Source organism: Zoogloea sp. LCSB751 (genome assembly GCF_002028455.1).
In the GTDB taxonomy this organism is placed as follows: Bacteria; Pseudomonadota; Gammaproteobacteria; order Burkholderiales; family Rhodocyclaceae; genus Zoogloea.
Genome location: NZ_MWUM01000025.1, coordinates 36,182 through 53,669 on the forward strand (window position 1 = coordinate 36,182; position 17,488 = coordinate 53,669).

The 17,488-nt window shown below is 64.0% G+C and carries 15 protein-coding genes; 5 read left to right on the top strand and 10 right to left on the bottom strand.

Features of this window, described 5'->3' with window-relative positions:
- Nucleotides 1–79: 79 nt before the first annotated feature.
- The 9 genes from B4920_RS21055 to B4920_RS21095 form a co-directional block, all read right to left on the bottom strand.
- Nucleotides 80–1,705, bottom strand: coding sequence for a tetratricopeptide repeat-containing response regulator (locus B4920_RS21055; RefSeq protein WP_079436652.1), 1,626 nt, complete (start codon nt 1,703–1,705; stop codon nt 80–82).
- Between the two features lie 170 nt (nt 1,706–1,875).
- Nucleotides 1,876–3,666 carry an aspartate--tRNA ligase gene (gene aspS, locus B4920_RS21060; protein ID WP_079436653.1) on the bottom strand — a complete coding sequence of 597 codons (1,791 nt, stop codon included), beginning with the start codon at nt 3,664–3,666 and terminating at the stop codon, nt 1,876–1,878.
- A gap of 53 nt (nt 3,667–3,719) precedes the next feature.
- The gene (locus B4920_RS21065; protein ID WP_079436654.1) at nt 3,720–4,355 is read right to left on the bottom strand and encodes a DUF502 domain-containing protein; all 636 of its coding nucleotides are present in this window, start codon (nt 4,353–4,355) and stop codon (nt 3,720–3,722) included.
- 25 nt (nt 4,356–4,380) lie between these two features.
- Nucleotides 4,381–4,647: an FmdB family zinc ribbon protein gene (locus tag B4920_RS21070; protein ID WP_079436655.1), complete on the bottom strand. Its 267-nt coding sequence runs from the start codon at nt 4,645–4,647 to the stop codon at nt 4,381–4,383.
- A gap of 117 nt (nt 4,648–4,764) precedes the next feature.
- Entirely contained in the window at nt 4,765–5,622 is an 858-nt protein-coding gene (locus B4920_RS21075; RefSeq protein WP_079436656.1) for an A24 family peptidase, read from the bottom strand.
- A gap of 18 nt (nt 5,623–5,640) precedes the next feature.
- On the bottom strand, nt 5,641–6,885 hold the full coding sequence (locus tag B4920_RS21080) for a type II secretion system F family protein (protein WP_079436657.1): 1,245 nt from the start codon (nt 6,883–6,885) through the stop codon (nt 5,641–5,643).
- A gap of 20 nt (nt 6,886–6,905) precedes the next feature.
- Nucleotides 6,906–8,627, bottom strand: coding sequence for a type IV-A pilus assembly ATPase PilB (gene pilB / locus B4920_RS21085; protein ID WP_079436658.1), 1,722 nt, complete (start codon nt 8,625–8,627; stop codon nt 6,906–6,908).
- Between the two features lie 90 nt (nt 8,628–8,717).
- Complete coding sequence (locus tag B4920_RS21090; RefSeq protein WP_079436659.1) at nt 8,718–9,992, bottom strand: HlyC/CorC family transporter; 1,275 nt, start codon at nt 9,990–9,992, stop codon at nt 8,718–8,720.
- 53 nt (nt 9,993–10,045) lie between these two features.
- Entirely contained in the window at nt 10,046–10,873 is an 828-nt protein-coding gene (locus tag B4920_RS21095; RefSeq protein ID WP_079436660.1) for an inner membrane protein YpjD, read from the bottom strand.
- A 38-nt stretch (nt 10,874–10,911) separates the two neighbouring features.
- Here B4920_RS21095 and ffh point away from each other — a divergent pair, with 38 nt between their 5' ends.
- From ffh to B4920_RS21120, 5 genes are all read left to right on the top strand, one after another.
- Nucleotides 10,912–12,273 carry a signal recognition particle protein gene (gene ffh / locus B4920_RS21100; RefSeq protein WP_079436661.1) on the top strand — a complete coding sequence of 454 codons (1,362 nt, stop codon included), beginning with the start codon at nt 10,912–10,914 and terminating at the stop codon, nt 12,271–12,273.
- A gap of 180 nt (nt 12,274–12,453) precedes the next feature.
- Nucleotides 12,454–13,968 (top strand): PAS domain-containing protein, encoded by a 1,515-nt coding sequence (locus B4920_RS21105; protein WP_079436662.1) that lies wholly within the window; start codon nt 12,454–12,456, stop codon nt 13,966–13,968.
- 78 nt (nt 13,969–14,046) lie between these two features.
- Complete coding sequence (locus tag B4920_RS21110; protein WP_079436663.1) at nt 14,047–14,664, top strand: response regulator transcription factor; 618 nt, start codon at nt 14,047–14,049, stop codon at nt 14,662–14,664.
- A gap of 198 nt (nt 14,665–14,862) precedes the next feature.
- Nucleotides 14,863–15,408, top strand: a complete 546-nt coding sequence (locus tag B4920_RS21115) for a phasin family protein (protein ID WP_079436664.1) — start codon at nt 14,863–14,865, stop codon at nt 15,406–15,408.
- A 50-nt stretch (nt 15,409–15,458) separates the two neighbouring features.
- Complete coding sequence (locus tag B4920_RS21120) at nt 15,459–16,337, top strand: ferritin-like domain-containing protein (protein WP_254051008.1); 879 nt, start codon at nt 15,459–15,461, stop codon at nt 16,335–16,337.
- A gap of 7 nt (nt 16,338–16,344) precedes the next feature.
- Here B4920_RS21120 and ccsB read toward each other — a convergent pair whose 3' ends face one another.
- The gene (ccsB, locus tag B4920_RS28465) at nt 16,345–17,484 is read right to left on the bottom strand and encodes a c-type cytochrome biogenesis protein CcsB (protein WP_088179524.1); all 1,140 of its coding nucleotides are present in this window, start codon (nt 17,482–17,484) and stop codon (nt 16,345–16,347) included.
- Nucleotides 17,485–17,488: the final 4 nt, after the last annotated feature.

Here is a 17,488-nt window from a genome sequence, read left to right on the forward strand (position 1 = left end):
AAGGGCGACAAGAAGACGGAAGAGTGTGGGCATGGCAGGCCGGAGTCACGGACGACGCTGCCAGTGTAGCAGCGGCGATTCAGGAGGAGGGGCGGATGCCGTACTTCTTCAACAGGTTGTAATAGTAGGTGGTCAGTGCTGGCAGGCGGGAATTGCCCGGGTCGATCTGGCGGGCACGCTCCATGAGGTTGCGGGCCTGCTCCGCGAAGCGTTCGTTCCAGCCGCAGTTTTCCACGTATTTGAGCAGCGCCAGGGTTGCGTTGAACAGCACGTGGATATTGGTCGGCATCTTGCGGACGGCGCTCAGCATGAACTGCACCGCGCCTTCGTAATCGCCGCCCTGGGCCTTGCGGGCGCCTTCGGCCACCAGATCCTTGACTTCACCCTGGGTGCGCGACAGCAGCTGTTCGCACAACTCGCTCCGACCGGCTTCGCGGAGGATGCGTTTGGTGCTTTCCAGGGCCCGGTCGTCGGTGGCGTTGCGCATCAGGTCGAGTATCACTTCGGTACCGTGCTCTTCCATCTTGCTGGCAAAACAGGCCCGGGCGAGTTCCTTCTTGAGGCTCAGTGACAGGTTGGTGCCGGCGGCAGTGCCCTCGCTGGCGAGGGCCTTGATGGCCTCGCCAGCCTTGGCTGTGTCGCCTTTTTTAAGGTGCACCAGGGCACTCGACAGGGACGAACAGCTGCGGGTCTTGTCGAGCCCCAGCATGGAGCGATCGAGATCGCGGATGGTGGCTTCGGCCTGGGCCGTGTCGCCCTTGCCGAGCTGGGCTTGAATGAGCCGGACGTGGTCTTCCGGATCGCGGAAGTCGGAGTATTTGCCCTTGCGTACGACCTCGCTGAGCACTTTCTCGGCGGTATCGTGATCGCCGGTCTCGATGGCCAACTCACCGAGGCGGCGCAGGCGGCCCACCCGGTGGGGCGACAGACTGGTTGCCGTGGCCAGCACGTTACGGGCGCCCTGAAGTTCTCCGGCGGCCTCACGGGTGCGTGAGAGCCAGTCGTAGGCATCCAGGAACATGTCGTTTTCAGCAACCAGGCTTTGCAGGATCTCCTCGGCCTCTCCGTAACGGCGCTGCATATGCAGTGCCTTGGCCAGGCCCAGCTTGGCCCATGGGATGCTTCGGTTGGCCAGGATCTTGTCGTACAGCGCAAAGGCTTCCTCGCCGTTACCACTGGCGAGCTGGAGCTCGGCACGCAGGCGGATGAAATCGATGGCCCACTGGGGGTGGCTTTCCTCGCCGGTGACACAGGCGGCAATGGCGTCCGGCGCGTTGCCCAGTTCAATCAGCCGATAGACGGGCATGAAGGCGTTGCGCTTTTCCAGCGCACGCTCGATGCGGTCGTGCAGAGTGTCGGCGGCGAAGGGCTTGAGGATGTAATCGTTGGGGGCCAGCTCGGCGGCGCTGATGACCCGTTCGTACTGGCGTTCGCCGGTGACCATCAGGAACAGGGTGGTCAGCGGAATGATGTGGTGGTGGCGCAGGTCTTCCAGCAGATGCTGTCCGTCCTGGCCGTCGCCCAGGTGGTACTCGCACAGGATCAGGTCGAAGCGCGATTCCCGCAGCTTGCGTACGGCAACCCCTGCTGTGACGGCGAACTGCACCTTGTTGATGCCACTCATGTTGAGCATGTTGCGGAGCTGGGTCCGCATGCTCGGATTGGCTTCAACGACGAGGGCGGAGATGTTGTCGAGGTCGATCACGGCTGCTGGGGCGGATATCGGGTACGGATAGAGCTACGGCCGCGCAGCGTCATTCTTGAGAGTGGTACGGCCACGAATGACGCCTGGCGGAACAGTGTTGTCGGCACACCTAGAAAAAGGGCGAACAGCCTGTGCGGCCGTTCGCCCTTTGATGCAATCTACCTTGTCGCTCAGGCCGCTGGTGCCTCGGGTGTCTTGTTGCGCAGACGGATGTGCAGTTCGCGCAGTTGCTTCTCGTCCACCGGCGACGGGGCGTTGGTGAGCAGGCACTGGGCACGCTGGGTCTTCGGGAAGGCGATCACGTCGCGGATCGACTCGGCGCCGGTCATCATCGTGACGATGCGGTCGAGGCCGAAGGCCAGGCCGCCGTGCGGGGGCGCACCGTACTTGAGGGCATCGAGCAGGAAGCCGAACTTGGCCTGCTGTTCTTCCGGCCCGATGTTGAGGGCGGAGAAGACCTTTTCCTGCACGTCGGCACGGTGGATACGCACCGAGCCGCCACCGATTTCCCAACCGTTGAGGGCCAGGTCGTAGGCCTTGGCCAGGCACTTGCCGGGATCGCTGGTCAGCAGCTCGAGGTGCTCGTCCTTCGGGCTGGTGAAGGGGTGGTGGCAGGCGGTCCAGCGCTTGTCGTCCTCGTCGTACTCGAACATCGGGAAGTCCACAACCCACAGGGGCTCCCAGGCCTTGCCATTGACGTAGCCCTTTTCGTGGCCGAGCTTGGTGCGCAGGGCGCCGAGCGCATCGTTGACCACCTTGGTCTTGTCGGCGCCAAAGAAGATCAGGTCGCCGGACTGGGCGCCGGTGCGCTCGAGGATGGTGCGCAGTGCGGTTTCGTTGAGGTTCTTGACGATCGGCGACTGCAGGCCGGTTTCGTTCGGCTGGGTAACGTCATTGACCTTGATGTAGGCCAGGCCCTTGGCGCCATAGATGCCGACGAACTTGGTGTACTCGTCGATCTCGCCGCGCGAGAGGCTGGCACCGCCCGGTACGCGGATCGCCGCGACACGGCCGCCGGAGTTGGCCGGGCCGGAGAAGACCTTGAAGGCCACATCCTTGACCACGTCGGTGACGTCGGTCAGTTCGAGGGTCACGCGCAGGTCAGGCTTGTCGGAGCCGAAACGGTCCATGGCTTCCGCGTAAGTCATGCGCGGGAAGGGGTTGGGCAGCTCGACCGACAGCACTTCCTTGAAGATCGTGCGGATCATCTCTTCCGTCAGTGCCGTGATCTCGGCTTCGGTCAGGAAGGAGGTTTCGATATCGATCTGGGTGAATTCGGGCTGGCGGTCGGCGCGCAGGTCTTCGTCGCGGAAACACTTGACGATCTGGTAGTAGCGGTCGTAACCGGCCACCATCAGCAGCTGCTTGAAGAGCTGCGGGGACTGGGGCAGCGCGAAGAACTGACCATCGTGCACGCGGGACGGCACCAGGTAGTCGCGGGCGCCTTCCGGGGTGCTCTTGGTGAGCATCGGGGTTTCGATGTCGATGAAGCCCTGGGCGTCGAGGAAGCGGCGGAAGGCCATGGCCGTGCGGTAGCGCAGGATCATGTTCTTCTGCATCTGCGGCCGGCGCAGGTCGATGACCCGGTGGGTCAAGCGCGTGGTCTCGGAGAGGTTTTCCTCGTCGAGCTGGAACGGGGGCGTGGCCGAGGTGTTGAGGATCTCGATCTCATGGCACAGGACCTCGATCTCACCGGACACCAGGCCGGTGTTCTCGGTGCCGGCCGGACGGCGGCGGACCTTGCCGGTGATCTGCAGAACGAACTCGTTGCGAACCGATTCGGCCACCTGGAACGTCTCGGCGCGGTCCGGATCGCACACGACCTGCACGAGACCTTCCCGGTCGCGCAGATCGATGAAGATCACGCCGCCATGGTCACGGCGGCGGTGGACCCAGCCACTGAGGGTAACGATTTGGTCGAGGTAGGCAGCGGATACAAGGCCGCAATATTGAGTTCGCATGGTGGGATCAGTATTCCTGGAGAAAGCGGAACGCGGTTGGGAGGCAACCGCGTTTATTGATTCAGAAGGGCAGGTGCGGGCTGCGGGCCTGGCGTACGGTGCGCAGGGGGCGCCACAACACCCATCGAGATGATGTACTTGAGGGCCTCATCGACGCTCATGTCCAGCTCGATCGCGTCCTTGCGGGGCAGCATCAGGAAAAAGCCGGAGGTCGGGTTGGGCGTCGTCGGCACATACACGCTGACGAAGTCGGGCCCCAGGTGATGGGCCGCGTCGCCACCCGGTGCGCCGGTCTGGAAGCCTATGGTCCACATCCCTTCGCGCGGGTACTGGATCAGCAGCGCCTTGCGGAAGGCCTGGCCATTGCTGGACAGCAAGGTGTCCGAGACCTGTTTGACGCTGTAGTAGATCGACTTGACGACCGGGATGCGCGACAGGGCGCCTTCCCAGAAGCGCACCAGGCGCTGGCCGACGAAATTGGCGGCGGCCAGGCCGGTGACGAGGATCAGCAGCAGGGAGACGATGACGCCGATGCCGGGCAGGTGGAAGCCCAGGAAGGCCTCGGGACGCAAAGCTTCGGGGACCAGCAGCAGGATCTGGTCGAGGGTGTTGACGATCCAGGCCAGCACCACGAAGGTGATGACGACCGGGATCCAGATCAGCAGGCCGGTGACGAAGTATTTTTTCATTCAGTGCAGTTCGCGTGCATCGCTGTCAGTGGCACGCGCAACTGCCGCCGCAGGGCGTTGGCGCCGGGCTGTCGGACTTGGACGCCTCGGCCTTCGGGCTGGAGCCGCTGCCACCCTTGAAGTCGGTGGCGTACCAGCCGCTGCCCTTGAGCTGAAAACCGGCCGCCGACAACTGCTTGGCGTAGGTTTCCGCGCCACAGGCCGGACAGGTGGTGAGCGGTGCGTCGCTCATTTTTTGAAGATGGTCTTTTTGGTGGCCGCAGCTGCTGCAGCGGTACTCGTAGATAGGCATGACGAGCTCCGGGAGGTCAATGGGGCGAAGTTTAGCGCATCGCAACATCGGGCGAAACAGACCCGCAGTCCACCAGTTGGGGGCAGCGGAGCCGGTTTCAAGCTCCGGAGGTGCTCATCACAGCATGCCGAGGTAGGCCTGCGTCAGGGGGCCTCCCCAGTACAGAGCCAGTAATCCGGCGGCGGCCAGGTAGGGACCGAAGGGGATCGGGACTTCCCGGCCATGGCGCCGCAGGATGATCAGCGCCACGCCGACCGCCGCCCCGACCACCGAGGAGAGCAGAATGGTCAGCGGCAGAATCTGCCAGCCCAGCCAGGCGCCGAGGGCGGCGAGCAGCTTGAAGTCGCCGTAGCCCATGCCTTCCTTGCCAGTGGTGAGCTTGAACAGCCAATACACCGACCACAGGATGAGGTAGCCGGCCGATGCACCGATCACTGCGCTGGAAATATCCGTATAGGTGTCCGACAGGTTGAGCAGCAGGCCCAGCCACAGCAGAGGCAGGGTGATGCTGTCGGGCAGCAGCTGGGTGTCGAGGTCGATGAAACACAGGGCGATCAGGGCCCATACCAGGACCAGAGCCCCCCAGCCGGCCAAGCCGAACCCGAAGTGGTGGGCGGTGAACCAGGAAAGCCCGGCGCATAACACCTCGATGAGCGGGTAGCGGACACTGATCCGCCCGTTGCAGTGCCGGCAGCGCCCGCGCAGCAGCAGGTAGCTGACGACCGGGATGTTCTCGAGGGCGCTGATCAGGTGGCCGCAGTGGGGACAGCGCGAGCGCGGTGTCGCCAGGTTGAAGCGCGGCTGGGCGCCGCCGTTGCCGGGCTCCTCGCCGCGCAGGGCTGCCGCCTCGGCCTGCCATTCCTGCTCCATCATGATCGGCAGGCGATGGATGACCACGTTCAGGAAGCTGCCCATGAAAAGGCCGAGCAGCGTGCACAGTGCTGAGAAGACTAAGTTGTCCTGCAGGATGTCCATATTGCGGGAGGCAGCGACTCAGCCGACGACGGCGCCGAGCTTGAAGATGGGAAGATACATGGCCACCACCAGGCCGCCGATCACCACCCCGAGGAAGACCATGATCAGGGGTTCGAGCAACTGACTGAGGCCGGCCACGGCATCGTCCACTTCACGTTCGAAGAAGTCGGCCACCTTGCTGAGCATGGCGTCGAGCTGACCGGATTCCTCGCCGATGGACACCATCTGCACCACCATGGTCGGAAAGACGAGGGAGTTCTGCATGGCGACGGTCAGGCTGGTACCGGTGCTCACGTCGGACTGGATCTGCTTGGTCGCGTTCTTGTAGACCACGTTGCCGGAGGCGCCGCCGACCGAGTCGAGGGCTTCGACGAGGGGGACGCCGGCCGCAAACATGGTGGACAGCGTGCGCGTCCAGCGGGCGATGGTGGCCTTGCGCACCACGTCACCGATCACTGGAAGCTGCAGCACGGCCTTGTCCACGGCGATCTGCATCGGCACCGAACGTTTATACGTGTAGGCAATGCCCACGATCGTTCCAATGACCGCCGTGAAGCCAATGTACCAGTATTGGACGAAGAAGTCCGAAATGGCGATCACGAACATGGTCGGGGCTGGCAGATCGGCACCAAAACTCGCGAACACCTTCTTGAACTCGGGCACCACGAACAGCATCATCACCGTGACAACCAGGGCGGCAACCACCACCACGGCGATCGGGTAGAACATTGCGGACTTGATCTTGCTCTTGATCGCAAGAATTTTTTCCTTGTAGGAAGCCAGGCGATCGAGCAGGGAGTCGAGGATGCCGGCCTGCTCGCCGGCCTCGACGAGGTTGCAGAACAGGGCGTCGAAATGTTCGGGGTGGCGCCGGAACGCCTGGGACAGGCTGCTGCCGGTTTCAACATTGGCGCGCACGTCGTTGAGCAGGCGCCCCAGGGACGGATTGCCACAGCCCTTGATGGCGATGTCGAAAGACTGGAGCAGCGGTACGCCCGAACGCATCATCGTGGACAACTGCCGGGTGAACAGCGCGATGTCCTTGTCGGAGATCTTGCGGCCGCGGGAGAAGGACTGCTTGCGGATCTTGTGGGCGAGAACGCCCTGGCGGCGCAGGATGGTCTGGACCACGGTTTCCGTGGCCGCCCGCATTTCACCGCGGATGATCTTGCCGTTCTTGTCCTTGCCTTCCCAGAGAAAGAGGTGTTCGCGGGTGGTGTTTGTGCCGCGGGGGGCGGGTTTCTTGCTGGTTGCTGTGGCCATCGGTGCTTTCCGCTAGGCGATCACTCGTTCGTGCAGGCAAGGACTTCGGTCAGGGAAGTGACCCCCTGCTTGACCTTCAGCAGGCCGGACTGGCGCAGATCCCGGACTCCTTCGATCTGGGCCTGGGCTGCGATATCCATCGAGTTGCCGTTTGTCATGATTATACGTGCGATCTCCTCGGAAATCGGCATCACCTGGTAAATACCAAGACGTCCCTTGTAGCCGCTGCCCTTGCAGCGCTCACACCCCTTGGGACCGTAGGGCTGCCAGCTGCCATCCAGTTCGGCCTCGTCGAAGCCGGCCGAAATGAGGGCCTCGATCGGGATATCCACCGGCTGCTTGCATGTGCACAGGCGCCGGGCCAGACGCTGGGCGGTGATCATGATGACCGAGGAGGCGATGTTGAACGGTGCCACGCCCATGTTCTTCAGGCGCTCCAGCGTCGAGGGAGCGTCGTTGGTGTGCAGTGTGGACAGCACCAGGTGGCCGGTCTGGGCCGCCTTGACCGAGATCTCGGCGGTTTCGAGGTCGCGGATTTCGCCCACCATGATCACGTCCGGATCCTGGCGCAGGAAGGCGCGCAGGGCAAAGGCGAAGGTGAGGCCGGCCTTTTCGTTGACATTGACCTGGTTGACCCCCGGGAGGTTGATTTCCGCCGGATCCTCGGCGGTGCTGATGTTCACGCCGGGCTTGTTGAGGATATTCAGGCAGGTATAGAGCGAAACCGTCTTGCCGCTGCCGGTCGGGCCGGTGACCAGGATCATGCCGTAGGGGCGCTCGATCGCGGCCATCAGGGCATCCCGTTGCTCCGGCTCGTAGCCGAGGGCCTCGATACCCAGCATGGCCGAGGTCGGATCGAGGATCCGCATCACGATCTTCTCGCCGTACAGCGTCGGGAGCGTCGAAACCCGGAAATCGATGGCCTTGTTCTTGGACAGCACCAGCTTCATCCGGCCATCCTGCGGGATGCGCTTCTCCGAGATGTCGAGGCGGGAGATGACCTTGATGCGGGCGGCGATCTTTTCCTTGAGCACCAGCGGCGGCTGGGCGATCTCGCGGAGGACGCCGTCGGTGCGGAAACGGATCCGGTAATACTTTTCGTAGGGCTCGAAGTGGATGTCCGAGGCCCCTTCGTTGATGGCGTCGATCAACAGCTTCTGGATGAAGCGCACGACCGGTGCGTCGTCCACCTCCGACGGGTTGTCGTCCTGTTGCTGCAGTTGAGTTTCGGCGGCCCCCTCCTGGCCGAGGAGCTCCATGTCGAAGTCTTCGCCGGTGAGCTCCTTGATCGTGTCGGCCGCCGATTCCGACAGCTTCTCCACCAGCGCTACGAGCTTTGGAGCTTCGACCACCACCGGGTCCACCGCCAGCCCGGTCTGGAAACGGATCTCGTCGAGGATGCGCAGGTTGGACGGGTCGGACAGCGCGAGGGCAAGCCGGTTGCCGCGCCTCCCGAGGGCCACGACCTGGTGCTTGTTCATCAGCTTGCGGTCGATGGCATCCGCTGCAATGAAGGATTCGTCGAACGCGGCGAGATCAAGGACCGGCGAGCCGAAGGTCTCGGCAGCAAAGCGGGCGATGTCCAGCGCGCTCATCAGCCCGCGCTGGATGACTGCGATGATGAAGTCGTTGGGGTTGCCCGACGGCGACGAACAGGCGACCGCCTCTGCTTCGAGCAGGCGACCATGCTGGATGAGGGCGCGGGCGAGGCCGCTCAGCGCGACCTGGGGGTTAGCAGACATGCCGAAGCGTCGATAAGGTTGAGCGGCCGGAGGCGTGCGGCGATCATGCCGCCGCGGGCAAGGCTTGTAAAGCCTGCACGCCGGGAGTGGCTATTTGCGTTTGTGTGGACGGAATATACGGGCGGTTTTGATGCGACGGTCTTCGGCCTGCACCACTTCGATCGGAACGTTGGCGATCTTCACCGAGACACCGGATTCGGGAATGTCCTGCAGGCACTCGAGGATCAGCCCGTTGAGGGTCTTGGGGCCGTCCAGGGGCAGGGACAGGCCGAGCTTGCGGTTCAGATCGCGCAGGTGCTGGCTGCCATCTGTCAGTACGCTGCCATCGGCACCCCAGCTCAGTTTCTCGGCTGCATCCGGGGCGGTGGTCGTGAACTTGCCGATCAGCTCTTCAATGATGTCCTCGAGGGTCACGAGGCCCAGCAGTTCGCCGTATTCGTCCACCACGAGGCCGAGGCGCTCCCGATTTTCCTGGAAGAACTGAAGCTGTGAGTAGATCGCGGTGCTGGCGGGAATGAAGTAGGGTCTGGCCAGCATCTGGCGGATGTCGGCGACCTCCAGATGGTGGTCCAGCGTCTGGCCCAGCACCCGGCGCACATGCAGCACGCCGATGACGGCGTTCATTTCCCCGTCGAACACCGGCAGGCGGGTGTGGTAGCAGGTGGCCAGATGGCGCTGGATGACGTCGAGTGGTTCGGCGATGTTGACCGCTTCGATCTGGTTGCGTGGGGTCATCACGTCCTCGACGGTGATGTCCTCCAGCTCGAACAGGTTGAGGAGGATGCTGCGGTGCTTGGGGGGAATGAAGGCGCCGGATTCGAGGACGAGGGTTCGCAGTTCTTCGGTGGACAAGGCGTGGGCGTCGTTGTTGTCGTGTTTCGCCAGCCGCAGCAGGCGCAGCAGCCCGGTGACGAAAAGATTGATGAACCAGACGATGAAATACAGCCCCTTCAGCAGGGCCGAGAGGGGGTAGCTGACGATACAGGCGAGTCGGTTGGCATGGTTGGCGCCGATCACCTTGGGGGTGATCTCGGAAAACACCAGGATCAGGAAGGTCACCAGCAGGGTGCTGACGCCGAGCACCCATTCCTCGCTGCCGAACAGCTGAATGGTGATGACGCTGACCAGCGTGGCCGCGGCCGCGTTCACTAGGTTGTTGAAGAGCAGGATGATGCCGAGCAGCTTGTCGGTCTGATCGAGCAGGTCGAGCGCCAGCCGGGCGCCGCGGGAGCCGAGCTGGGCAGCTGAGCGCAGGCGGTAGCGGTTGGCGGCCATCATGGCCGTTTCGGCCATCGAGAAAAAGCCGGACAGGGCCAGCAGAGCGGCCAGGATGGCGGACTGGGCGGAAAGGGGGATGCTGTCCACGAGGCGTGGGAAAAATGACGTTCGGGAGAGTATTCAGTCCGGGTGCCGGCTTGTCAAGCCGGCCGGCCGAGCAGCACGTCGGCGACGAAGCGGCTGCCCACATAGGCCAGCATCAGCGCCACGAAGCCGGCGAGAGTCCAGTGCAGGGCCTTCTTGCCGCGCCAGCCCCAGGCCTGCCGGCCGACCAGCAGGCTACCGAAAATGCCCCACGATACGATGGCGAAGACGGTCTTGTGATCGAAGCGGAAAGCCTTGCCGAACAGGGCCTCGGAGAACAGGATGCCGGAGCCCAGGGTCAGGGTCAGCAGCACGAAGGCAATGCTGATCAGCCGGAATAGCAGGGTTTCCATCGTCAACAGCGGCGGCAGGGATGCGAAGGCACGGCTCAGGCGGGCACCATGCAGGCGGCGTTCCGCTACCGCCATCAGCATGGCGTGGAGGGCAGCCAGCGTGAACAGGCTGTAGGCCAGCATGGCGACCACGAAATGGGCACGGAACAGCGGCGATCCTGTGTTCTCCAGCAGATGAGGTGCCGGCAGGATGGCCGGCAAGGCTGCGCATATCGCGGCAACCGGCATGCCCAGGGTCTGCAGGCCCTCGAGGCGGGCATAGAGACTTTCGATCCAGTAGAACAGCATGGCCAGCCACAGCATCAGCGACAGCGCCAGGCTGAAGCCGAAATGCAGGCCTTCCGGCGAGAAGAAGGCGCGGTGCAGGGAAATGCCGTGAGCCAGCAGGGCGGCCAGCAAGGATATCCGCTCCCACAGGCTCAGGCCATGATGGGGCGTCTGTGCGGGCGCATGCCAACGGCTATGCCAGAAGTGCAGGCCGAGCAGCGCATACAGAGAGGCGGGGAGCAGATGAAGTAGAATCGAGGGCATTCTTCAAGTTTACTCCAAGGCCTCGGTTCCAAACCATCATGCTGGACAACCTCACAACGCGACTCGCCAAAGTCGTCAAGACCCTGCGCGGTCAGGCTCGCCTTACCGAAGACAACATCCAGGACGCCCTGCGCGAAGTGCGCATGGCCCTGCTCGAAGCCGACGTGGCGCTGCCGGTGGTCAAGGACTTCATCGCCCGGGTCAAGGAAAAGGCCGTCGGTACCGAAGTCCTCAGCTCCCTGACGCCGGGCCAGGCCCTGGTCGGGGTCGTGCACCGGGAGCTCACCGAGCTGATGGGCGGCGCCCATGCTGGCCTCAATCTCGCCACCCAGCCTCCGGCGATCATTCTGATGGCCGGTCTGCAGGGCGCCGGTAAGACCACCACCACCGGCAAGCTCGGCAAGCTGCTTACCGAGCGGATGAAGAAAAAGGTGCTGGCGGTGTCCACCGACGTCTATCGTCCGGCCGCCATCGCCCAGCTGGAAACCGTGTCGCAACAGGCCGGTATCGAGTTCTTCCCGTCCACTGCGGACCAGAAGCCGGTGGACATCGCGCTGGCGGCGGTGGATTACGCGCGCCGCCACTACATCGACGTGCTGCTGGTGGATACCGCCGGCCGGCTCGCCATCGACCAGGCGATGATGGAGGAGATCCAGGCCCTGCACGCCGCAGTCAAGCCGATCGAAACCCTGTTCGTCGTCGATGCGATGCTCGGCCAGGATGCGGTCAACACCGCCCGCGCCTTCAACGACGCGCTGCCGCTGACCGGCGTCGTGCTCACCAAGCTCGATGGCGATGCCCGCGGCGGTGCGGCCCTGTCGGTGCGCCATGTCACCGGCAAGCCTCTCAAGTTCGCCGGTGTCGGCGAGAAGCTGGCTGGCCTGGAAGAGTTTCACCCCGAGCGGATGGCCAGCCGGATCCTCGGCATGGGCGACATCCTGTCTTTGGTCGAGGATGCGCGGCGAGGCGTCGACGAGGAAAAGGCCAAGGCCTTCGCCCAGAAGCTGAAGAGCGGCAAGGGCTTCGACCTCAACGACTTCAAGGAGCAGCTCGGGCAGATGAAGAATATGGGTGGCCTGTCGAGCCTGATGGACAAGCTGCCGGCCCAGTTCGCCCAGGCTGCCGGCCAGCTGCAGGGCGGTGTCGAGGAAAAGGCCATCAAACGCATCGAGGGCATCATCAACTCGATGACGCCGATCGAGCGTACCAAGCCGGAGCTCCTCAAGGCCTCTCGCAAACGCCGCATCGCGGCGGGGGCCGGCGTGACGGTGCAGGAGGTGAATCGCCTCCTCAGCCAGTTCGAGCAGACCCAGAAGATGATGAAGCAATTCTCCAAGGGCGGCATGCAGAAGATGATGCGCGCCATGAAGGGGCTGATGCCTGGCGGTGGCTTGCGCTGAGGGTGGCGTGGCGTGTGGGGGCGAATTCATTCGCCCGCAAACGTGTAGTGGTTCCGCTGCCGGCGTCGAAGGTGCCCGCAGGGCTTGCCTTCCGACGCATGTCCGTCTTTATTCGGACAGAGTGCGCCCCATTCGGAGGGTGACGCAGGCAAGGGGCTGGGAGTGAAGCGCGAGAGCGGAATGAGCGCCGTATCGGCGGACCTGGCCGAAGATGAGGAGCGCTGGCGTCTGGCCCTCGAGGTGGCCGGCGAGGGCGTCTGGGATTGGAACCTCCACAGCGGACAGATATACCGCAGCCCGTTGTGGGGGGAAATGCTGGGCTACTCGAGCGAGGATTCAACTGGCCTGAAATGGGGGGAGTTGCTGCACCCCGACGACCGGGAGGAGGCTCACCACAGACTCTCGGCTTGCCTGTCGGGCGCATCCCCGGATTTCGCTGCCGAGTTTCGTCTGCTCTGCAAGAACGGCGAGTATCGCTGGGTGGCATCGCGGGGGCGGGTCGTCGCCCGCGATGCATCGGGCCGGCCGGGCCGCATGGTTGGCGTCTATCGGGACATTCATGAGGCACACAGCCTGATGGATGCCCTGCAGGCCTCCGAGAGGCTGTGGCAGTTTGCCCTTGAGGGCCACGGCGATGCGCTGTGGGACTGGACCCTGGAAAGCGGCGTGATCAATGTCAGCCAGACCTTCCGGGCGATCATCGGCCTGCCTGCCGACCGCCCCCTGCGCGGTAATGACATCTGGCCGGCACGCCTGCATCCGGACGACGTGCGCGGTGCGGTGGCTGCTTTTTCGGCACATCTGGTGGGTGTGCGCTCAATTACCGAGGTGGAGTTCCGGCTGCGCACCGAAGAGGGGGCGTATCGCTGGGTTGCCCTGCGCGGCAAGATCATGGAGCGGGACCGCAATAGCAAGCCTTTGCGCATGATCGGCACCGTCCGTGACGTGCATGACCACTATCTCAGCGTGGAGCGCGAGATGCGCCAGCAACAGGAACTGGCCCGGGCGGCCCGCCTGATCCACGTGGGGGAAATGGCTTCGGCGCTGGCCCACGAGCTCAACCAGCCACTCACCGCATTACGCAATTTCAGCGCCGTGGCCTTGCGGCGTCTGGATGAGCTGGGAGCCTCGGGCGACGGCATCCGGGAGCCCCTGCAACTGATTGCCGAACAGGCTTTGCGGGCCGGGGAGATCGTGCACCGGGTGCGCGGTTTTGTCCGCCGGGACAGCCTGCTGACGGCGCCCATCACCATCAACGACGTGATCAATGACGTGGTCCGTTTCATGGAGTTCGAGGCGCGGGCCCACGCGGTGCAGTGGCAGCTGGCGCTGGCCGAGCCTTCCCTCCAGGTCCAGGGAGACCAGCTGCAGCTGGAGCAGGTGCTCAGCAATCTGGCAAAGAACGCCATCGACGCGATGAGTGAGATCGAGGGTGAGCGGCTATTGCAGGTCGCGACCCGCCTGGGGCCCGACGGCATGGTCGAAATGGCGGTCAGCGACAGTGGAGGCGGCCTCGCCGATACCGTGCGTGACGATCCCTTTGCGCCCTTTGTCACCACCAAGCCTGACGGTGTCGGGCTCGGGCTGGCGATTTGCCGCACCATCATCGAGAACCATGGTGGCCGGATGTGGGTCGAAAAGAGTACGCGGCGGGGCACTACGTTCTGCCTGTCCCTGCCGCAGCCAGCTGGGTAGCGGTGTGCACGCAAGAAGAGGGCGTTACCCTGTTGGGACAACGACAAGAAGGTAGTCACTACCGACCGGGAGAATCATATGAATAGGCCACTTGTCTGTGTGGTCGATGACGACGACGCCGTTCGTCTGTCGATTGGCCTGCTGGTCGAAACCCTCGGTTTTCCGGTGCGTTGCTATCGCGGGGCAGTGGACTTCCTGAATGATGGCGAAGCGTTGGAGCGTGCCCACTGCCTGGTGCTCGATGTGCGCATGCCGGGCTTGAGCGGCGTTGGCCTGCAGGACCGCCTCGGACGCATCGGCCAGCGTTTGCCGATCATTTTCGTGTCGGCCCATGGCGATGTGCCGATGGTCGCCCGGGTCATGCGCGAAGGCGCCTTTGACTTCCTGCAGAAGCCCTTCAACGAGCAGGTTCTGCTCGACCGGATCAATGAGGCGGTGCAGGTGGCCGCCCAGCGACGCCAGGAAGGGGCCCGGTGGACCGAGATTCAGGGCCGCCTGGATGGGCTGACGGCCCGCGAGCGGGACGTCATGGATGGCATGGTGGCCGGCCGGCTCAACAAGCAGATCGCCGAGGGCCTCGGCATCAGCATCAAGACGGTCGAGCAGCACCGGGCGCGGGTCATGGAAAAGCTGCAGGTCGAGTCCCTGGCCGAACTGGTCCGCTTGGTGATCGAAGCCCGCTACCATGCCGACTGAATCCCGTCTCAGGGTTTTCCCGGTATTGACGCGGGGAAAATGCCGTCTTCATGAAAGCGGCCGCCGATGACATACTCCATCCAACTTCTTGCTGCACCTGGATGTGCAGCCCGTCCGGCGCCGTGTTGTGCCCGGTGCAGGATCGAGAAGGATGGGGGAGACACCCATGGCAAGAGGTCAACTCGATAGGAGATTTGAATGACCGTGGTCAGCATTGCACGTTTCGCGCCGTTGCAGGGCGCCGAGCTCGACCAGTTCATCGAACTGGCCCAGGGGCTGGCAGATCAGGCCGAGAAGCTTGTGCGTCTGCAACTTGAAAACAACCTGGAGCTGGCCCGCGAGGCCCTGGCCGGTTCCGCCGGCTTCTTCGGGATTCGCGATGTGGCTGGTCTTGCCGACTGGCAGGCCCGCTTCTTCCAGCCGCAACTGCAGCGTTCGACCGACAGTGCCCGTCAGCAGTACGAAGTGCTGCTGGAGGCTGGCCAGCTTTTCGCCGAGGCTTTCCGGAACACGGCTGCTACGGCAACCGGTCAGGTCCGGCACAACATCGACCGCGTGGCGGAAGGTGCGCCGGCTGGCTTCGATGCATGGTTTGATGTCCTGCGCAGTGGTTTCGAGGCCCAGGTGGCGGCCTTCGAGAACTTCGGCAAGCTCGGTGAGCAGATCCAGGACGTGGCGCTTGCCGTTCAGGCCGCCAAGCCGGCTGCCAGTCCTCGCCGGGAGGCTGCCCGCAAGACCGCTTGATTGAGGGGGGAGAGAAAGAGGCGCGCAATCGCGCCCGCGAAAGGCCGTCCATGCAGACGGCCTTTCGTTTTTTCCTGGTGTACCATCGCGCCATGCTGGAAACCCCTGAAAATCTGCATGCCCGGGCCTACCGGGCCCTGATGTGCGCTGACCCCGCGGAAAAGTCCGATCTGGTGGCAAGCCTGAGCCAGGACTGGAGACGGGGTGCGCTACCGGCGCCCGTCGATGCCGGTGCCTGTCCCGTGTTGCCAGTGATCGATGCTGGCAGGCCGGATCGCCCCGAACTGATCGCCCATACCTCCGTGCCGCGGCGCAAACCCTCTTCTGCCGAGGGCTTGGCTGCGTTGCTGCATGCGATTGCCCATATCGAGTTCAACGCCATCAACCTGGCGCTGGATTGCGTCTACCGCTTTCGTGGTCTGCCAACCGATTTCTACGCGGGATGGCTACAGGTGGCGGCGGAAGAGGCCTACCATTTTGGCTTGGTGACGGAGCGGCTCGTCGCCGTGGGTTTTACCTATGGTGATTTTTCTGCCCATCGTGGGCTGTGGGACATGGCTGTAAAAACCGCCGACGATCCCTTGGCGCGCATGGCCCTGGTGCCGCGGGTGCTGGAAGCGCGGGGGCTGGACGCCACGCCGCCCATCGTTGCCAAGCTGCGGAAGATCGGCGACGAAGCGACCATCGCGGTGCTCGACATCATCCTGCGTGACGAGATCGGCCATGTGGCGCTGGGCGACCGCTGGTTCCGTCACTTCTGCGCGGAGCGGGGGCTTGAGCCGGAAGCGACTTATCTCGCTCTGATGACTGAGTTCGACGCTCCGTGGCCGCCCAAGCCGCTAAACGTCGAAGCCCGCCGGAAGGCGGGCTTCAGTGCTGCTGAAATCAACCGGTTGGAAGCCGGGCGGCCCCGCCGCAACGAGGTCTAGGCAGGGCTCACAGCGAGCCGTAGGAATGCAGGCCTGACAGGAACATATTGACGCCGACGAAGGCGAAGGCCGTCACCACCAGGCCGATTACCGCCCACCAGGCCAGCATCGGGCCGCGCAGGCCCTTGGTCAAGCGGATGTGCAGCCAGGCCGCGTAGTTCAGCCACACGATGAAGGCCCAGGTTTCCTTCGGATCCCATTGCCAGTAGGTGCCCCAGGCTTCGGCGGCCCACAGGGCGCCGAGGATGGTGGCGATGGTGAAGAAGGCGAAGCCGATTGCAATCGCCTTGTACATCACGTCGTCCAGCACCTCTGCGGGCGGCAGGCGGCTGGCCAGGATGCCCTTGCGCACCAGCAGGTCGGCTACGCCGATCATCGCTGCCAGAGCAAAGGCGCCGTAGCCGATGAAGTTGGCCGGCACGTGCACTTTCATCCAGTAGCTCTGCAGGGCCGGTATCAGCGGCTGGATCTCCTGGGCCTCGCGGGAGAAGGTGTACCACAGCAGGAAGGCCACTGCCGCCGAGATCACCAGCAGCACGAAGGCCCCCATCCGGCGGGTCGCATAGTGGCCCTCGTAGTACAGATAGAGCAGGCCCGTGATCAGCGAGAACAGCACGAAGACTTCGTACAGGTTGCTGATGGGGATGTGGCCCACGTCGGTGCCGATCAGATAGCTCTCGTACCAGCGTACCAGCAGGCCGGTGGTGCCCATCGTCACCGCGCTCCAGGTCAGGGCCGATCCGGTTTTCTCGGCGAAGTCCGAGCGGGCTGCCAGGCCGATCCAGTAAGCGCCGGTGGCGATGAAGAACAGCGCGCTCATCCACATGATCGCCGTCTGGCTGGAGATCAGGTACTTGAGGAAGAAGGCCTGCTCGGCGCGGGCCAGGTCGCCGCCGTACAGGCTGATGCTCAGCACGGCCAGCGCGGCAGCGGCGGCGAGGAAGCCCCGGAAGGGTTTCCAGGCCCAGCCGATGGCGGCCAGTGCGGGCACCACGGCGGCGAGGATCGCCTTGTCGTAGATGTCCATGAAGTCGCCGTACTGGCTCAGGGCAAAGCCGGCGGCGAGGGCCAGAGCGAGCGCGAACAGGCCGTCGCCAATGCCGACGCGGCGCAGCGGGGATGGGGTTCCGGAGTGGGCGATGTCCATGGGA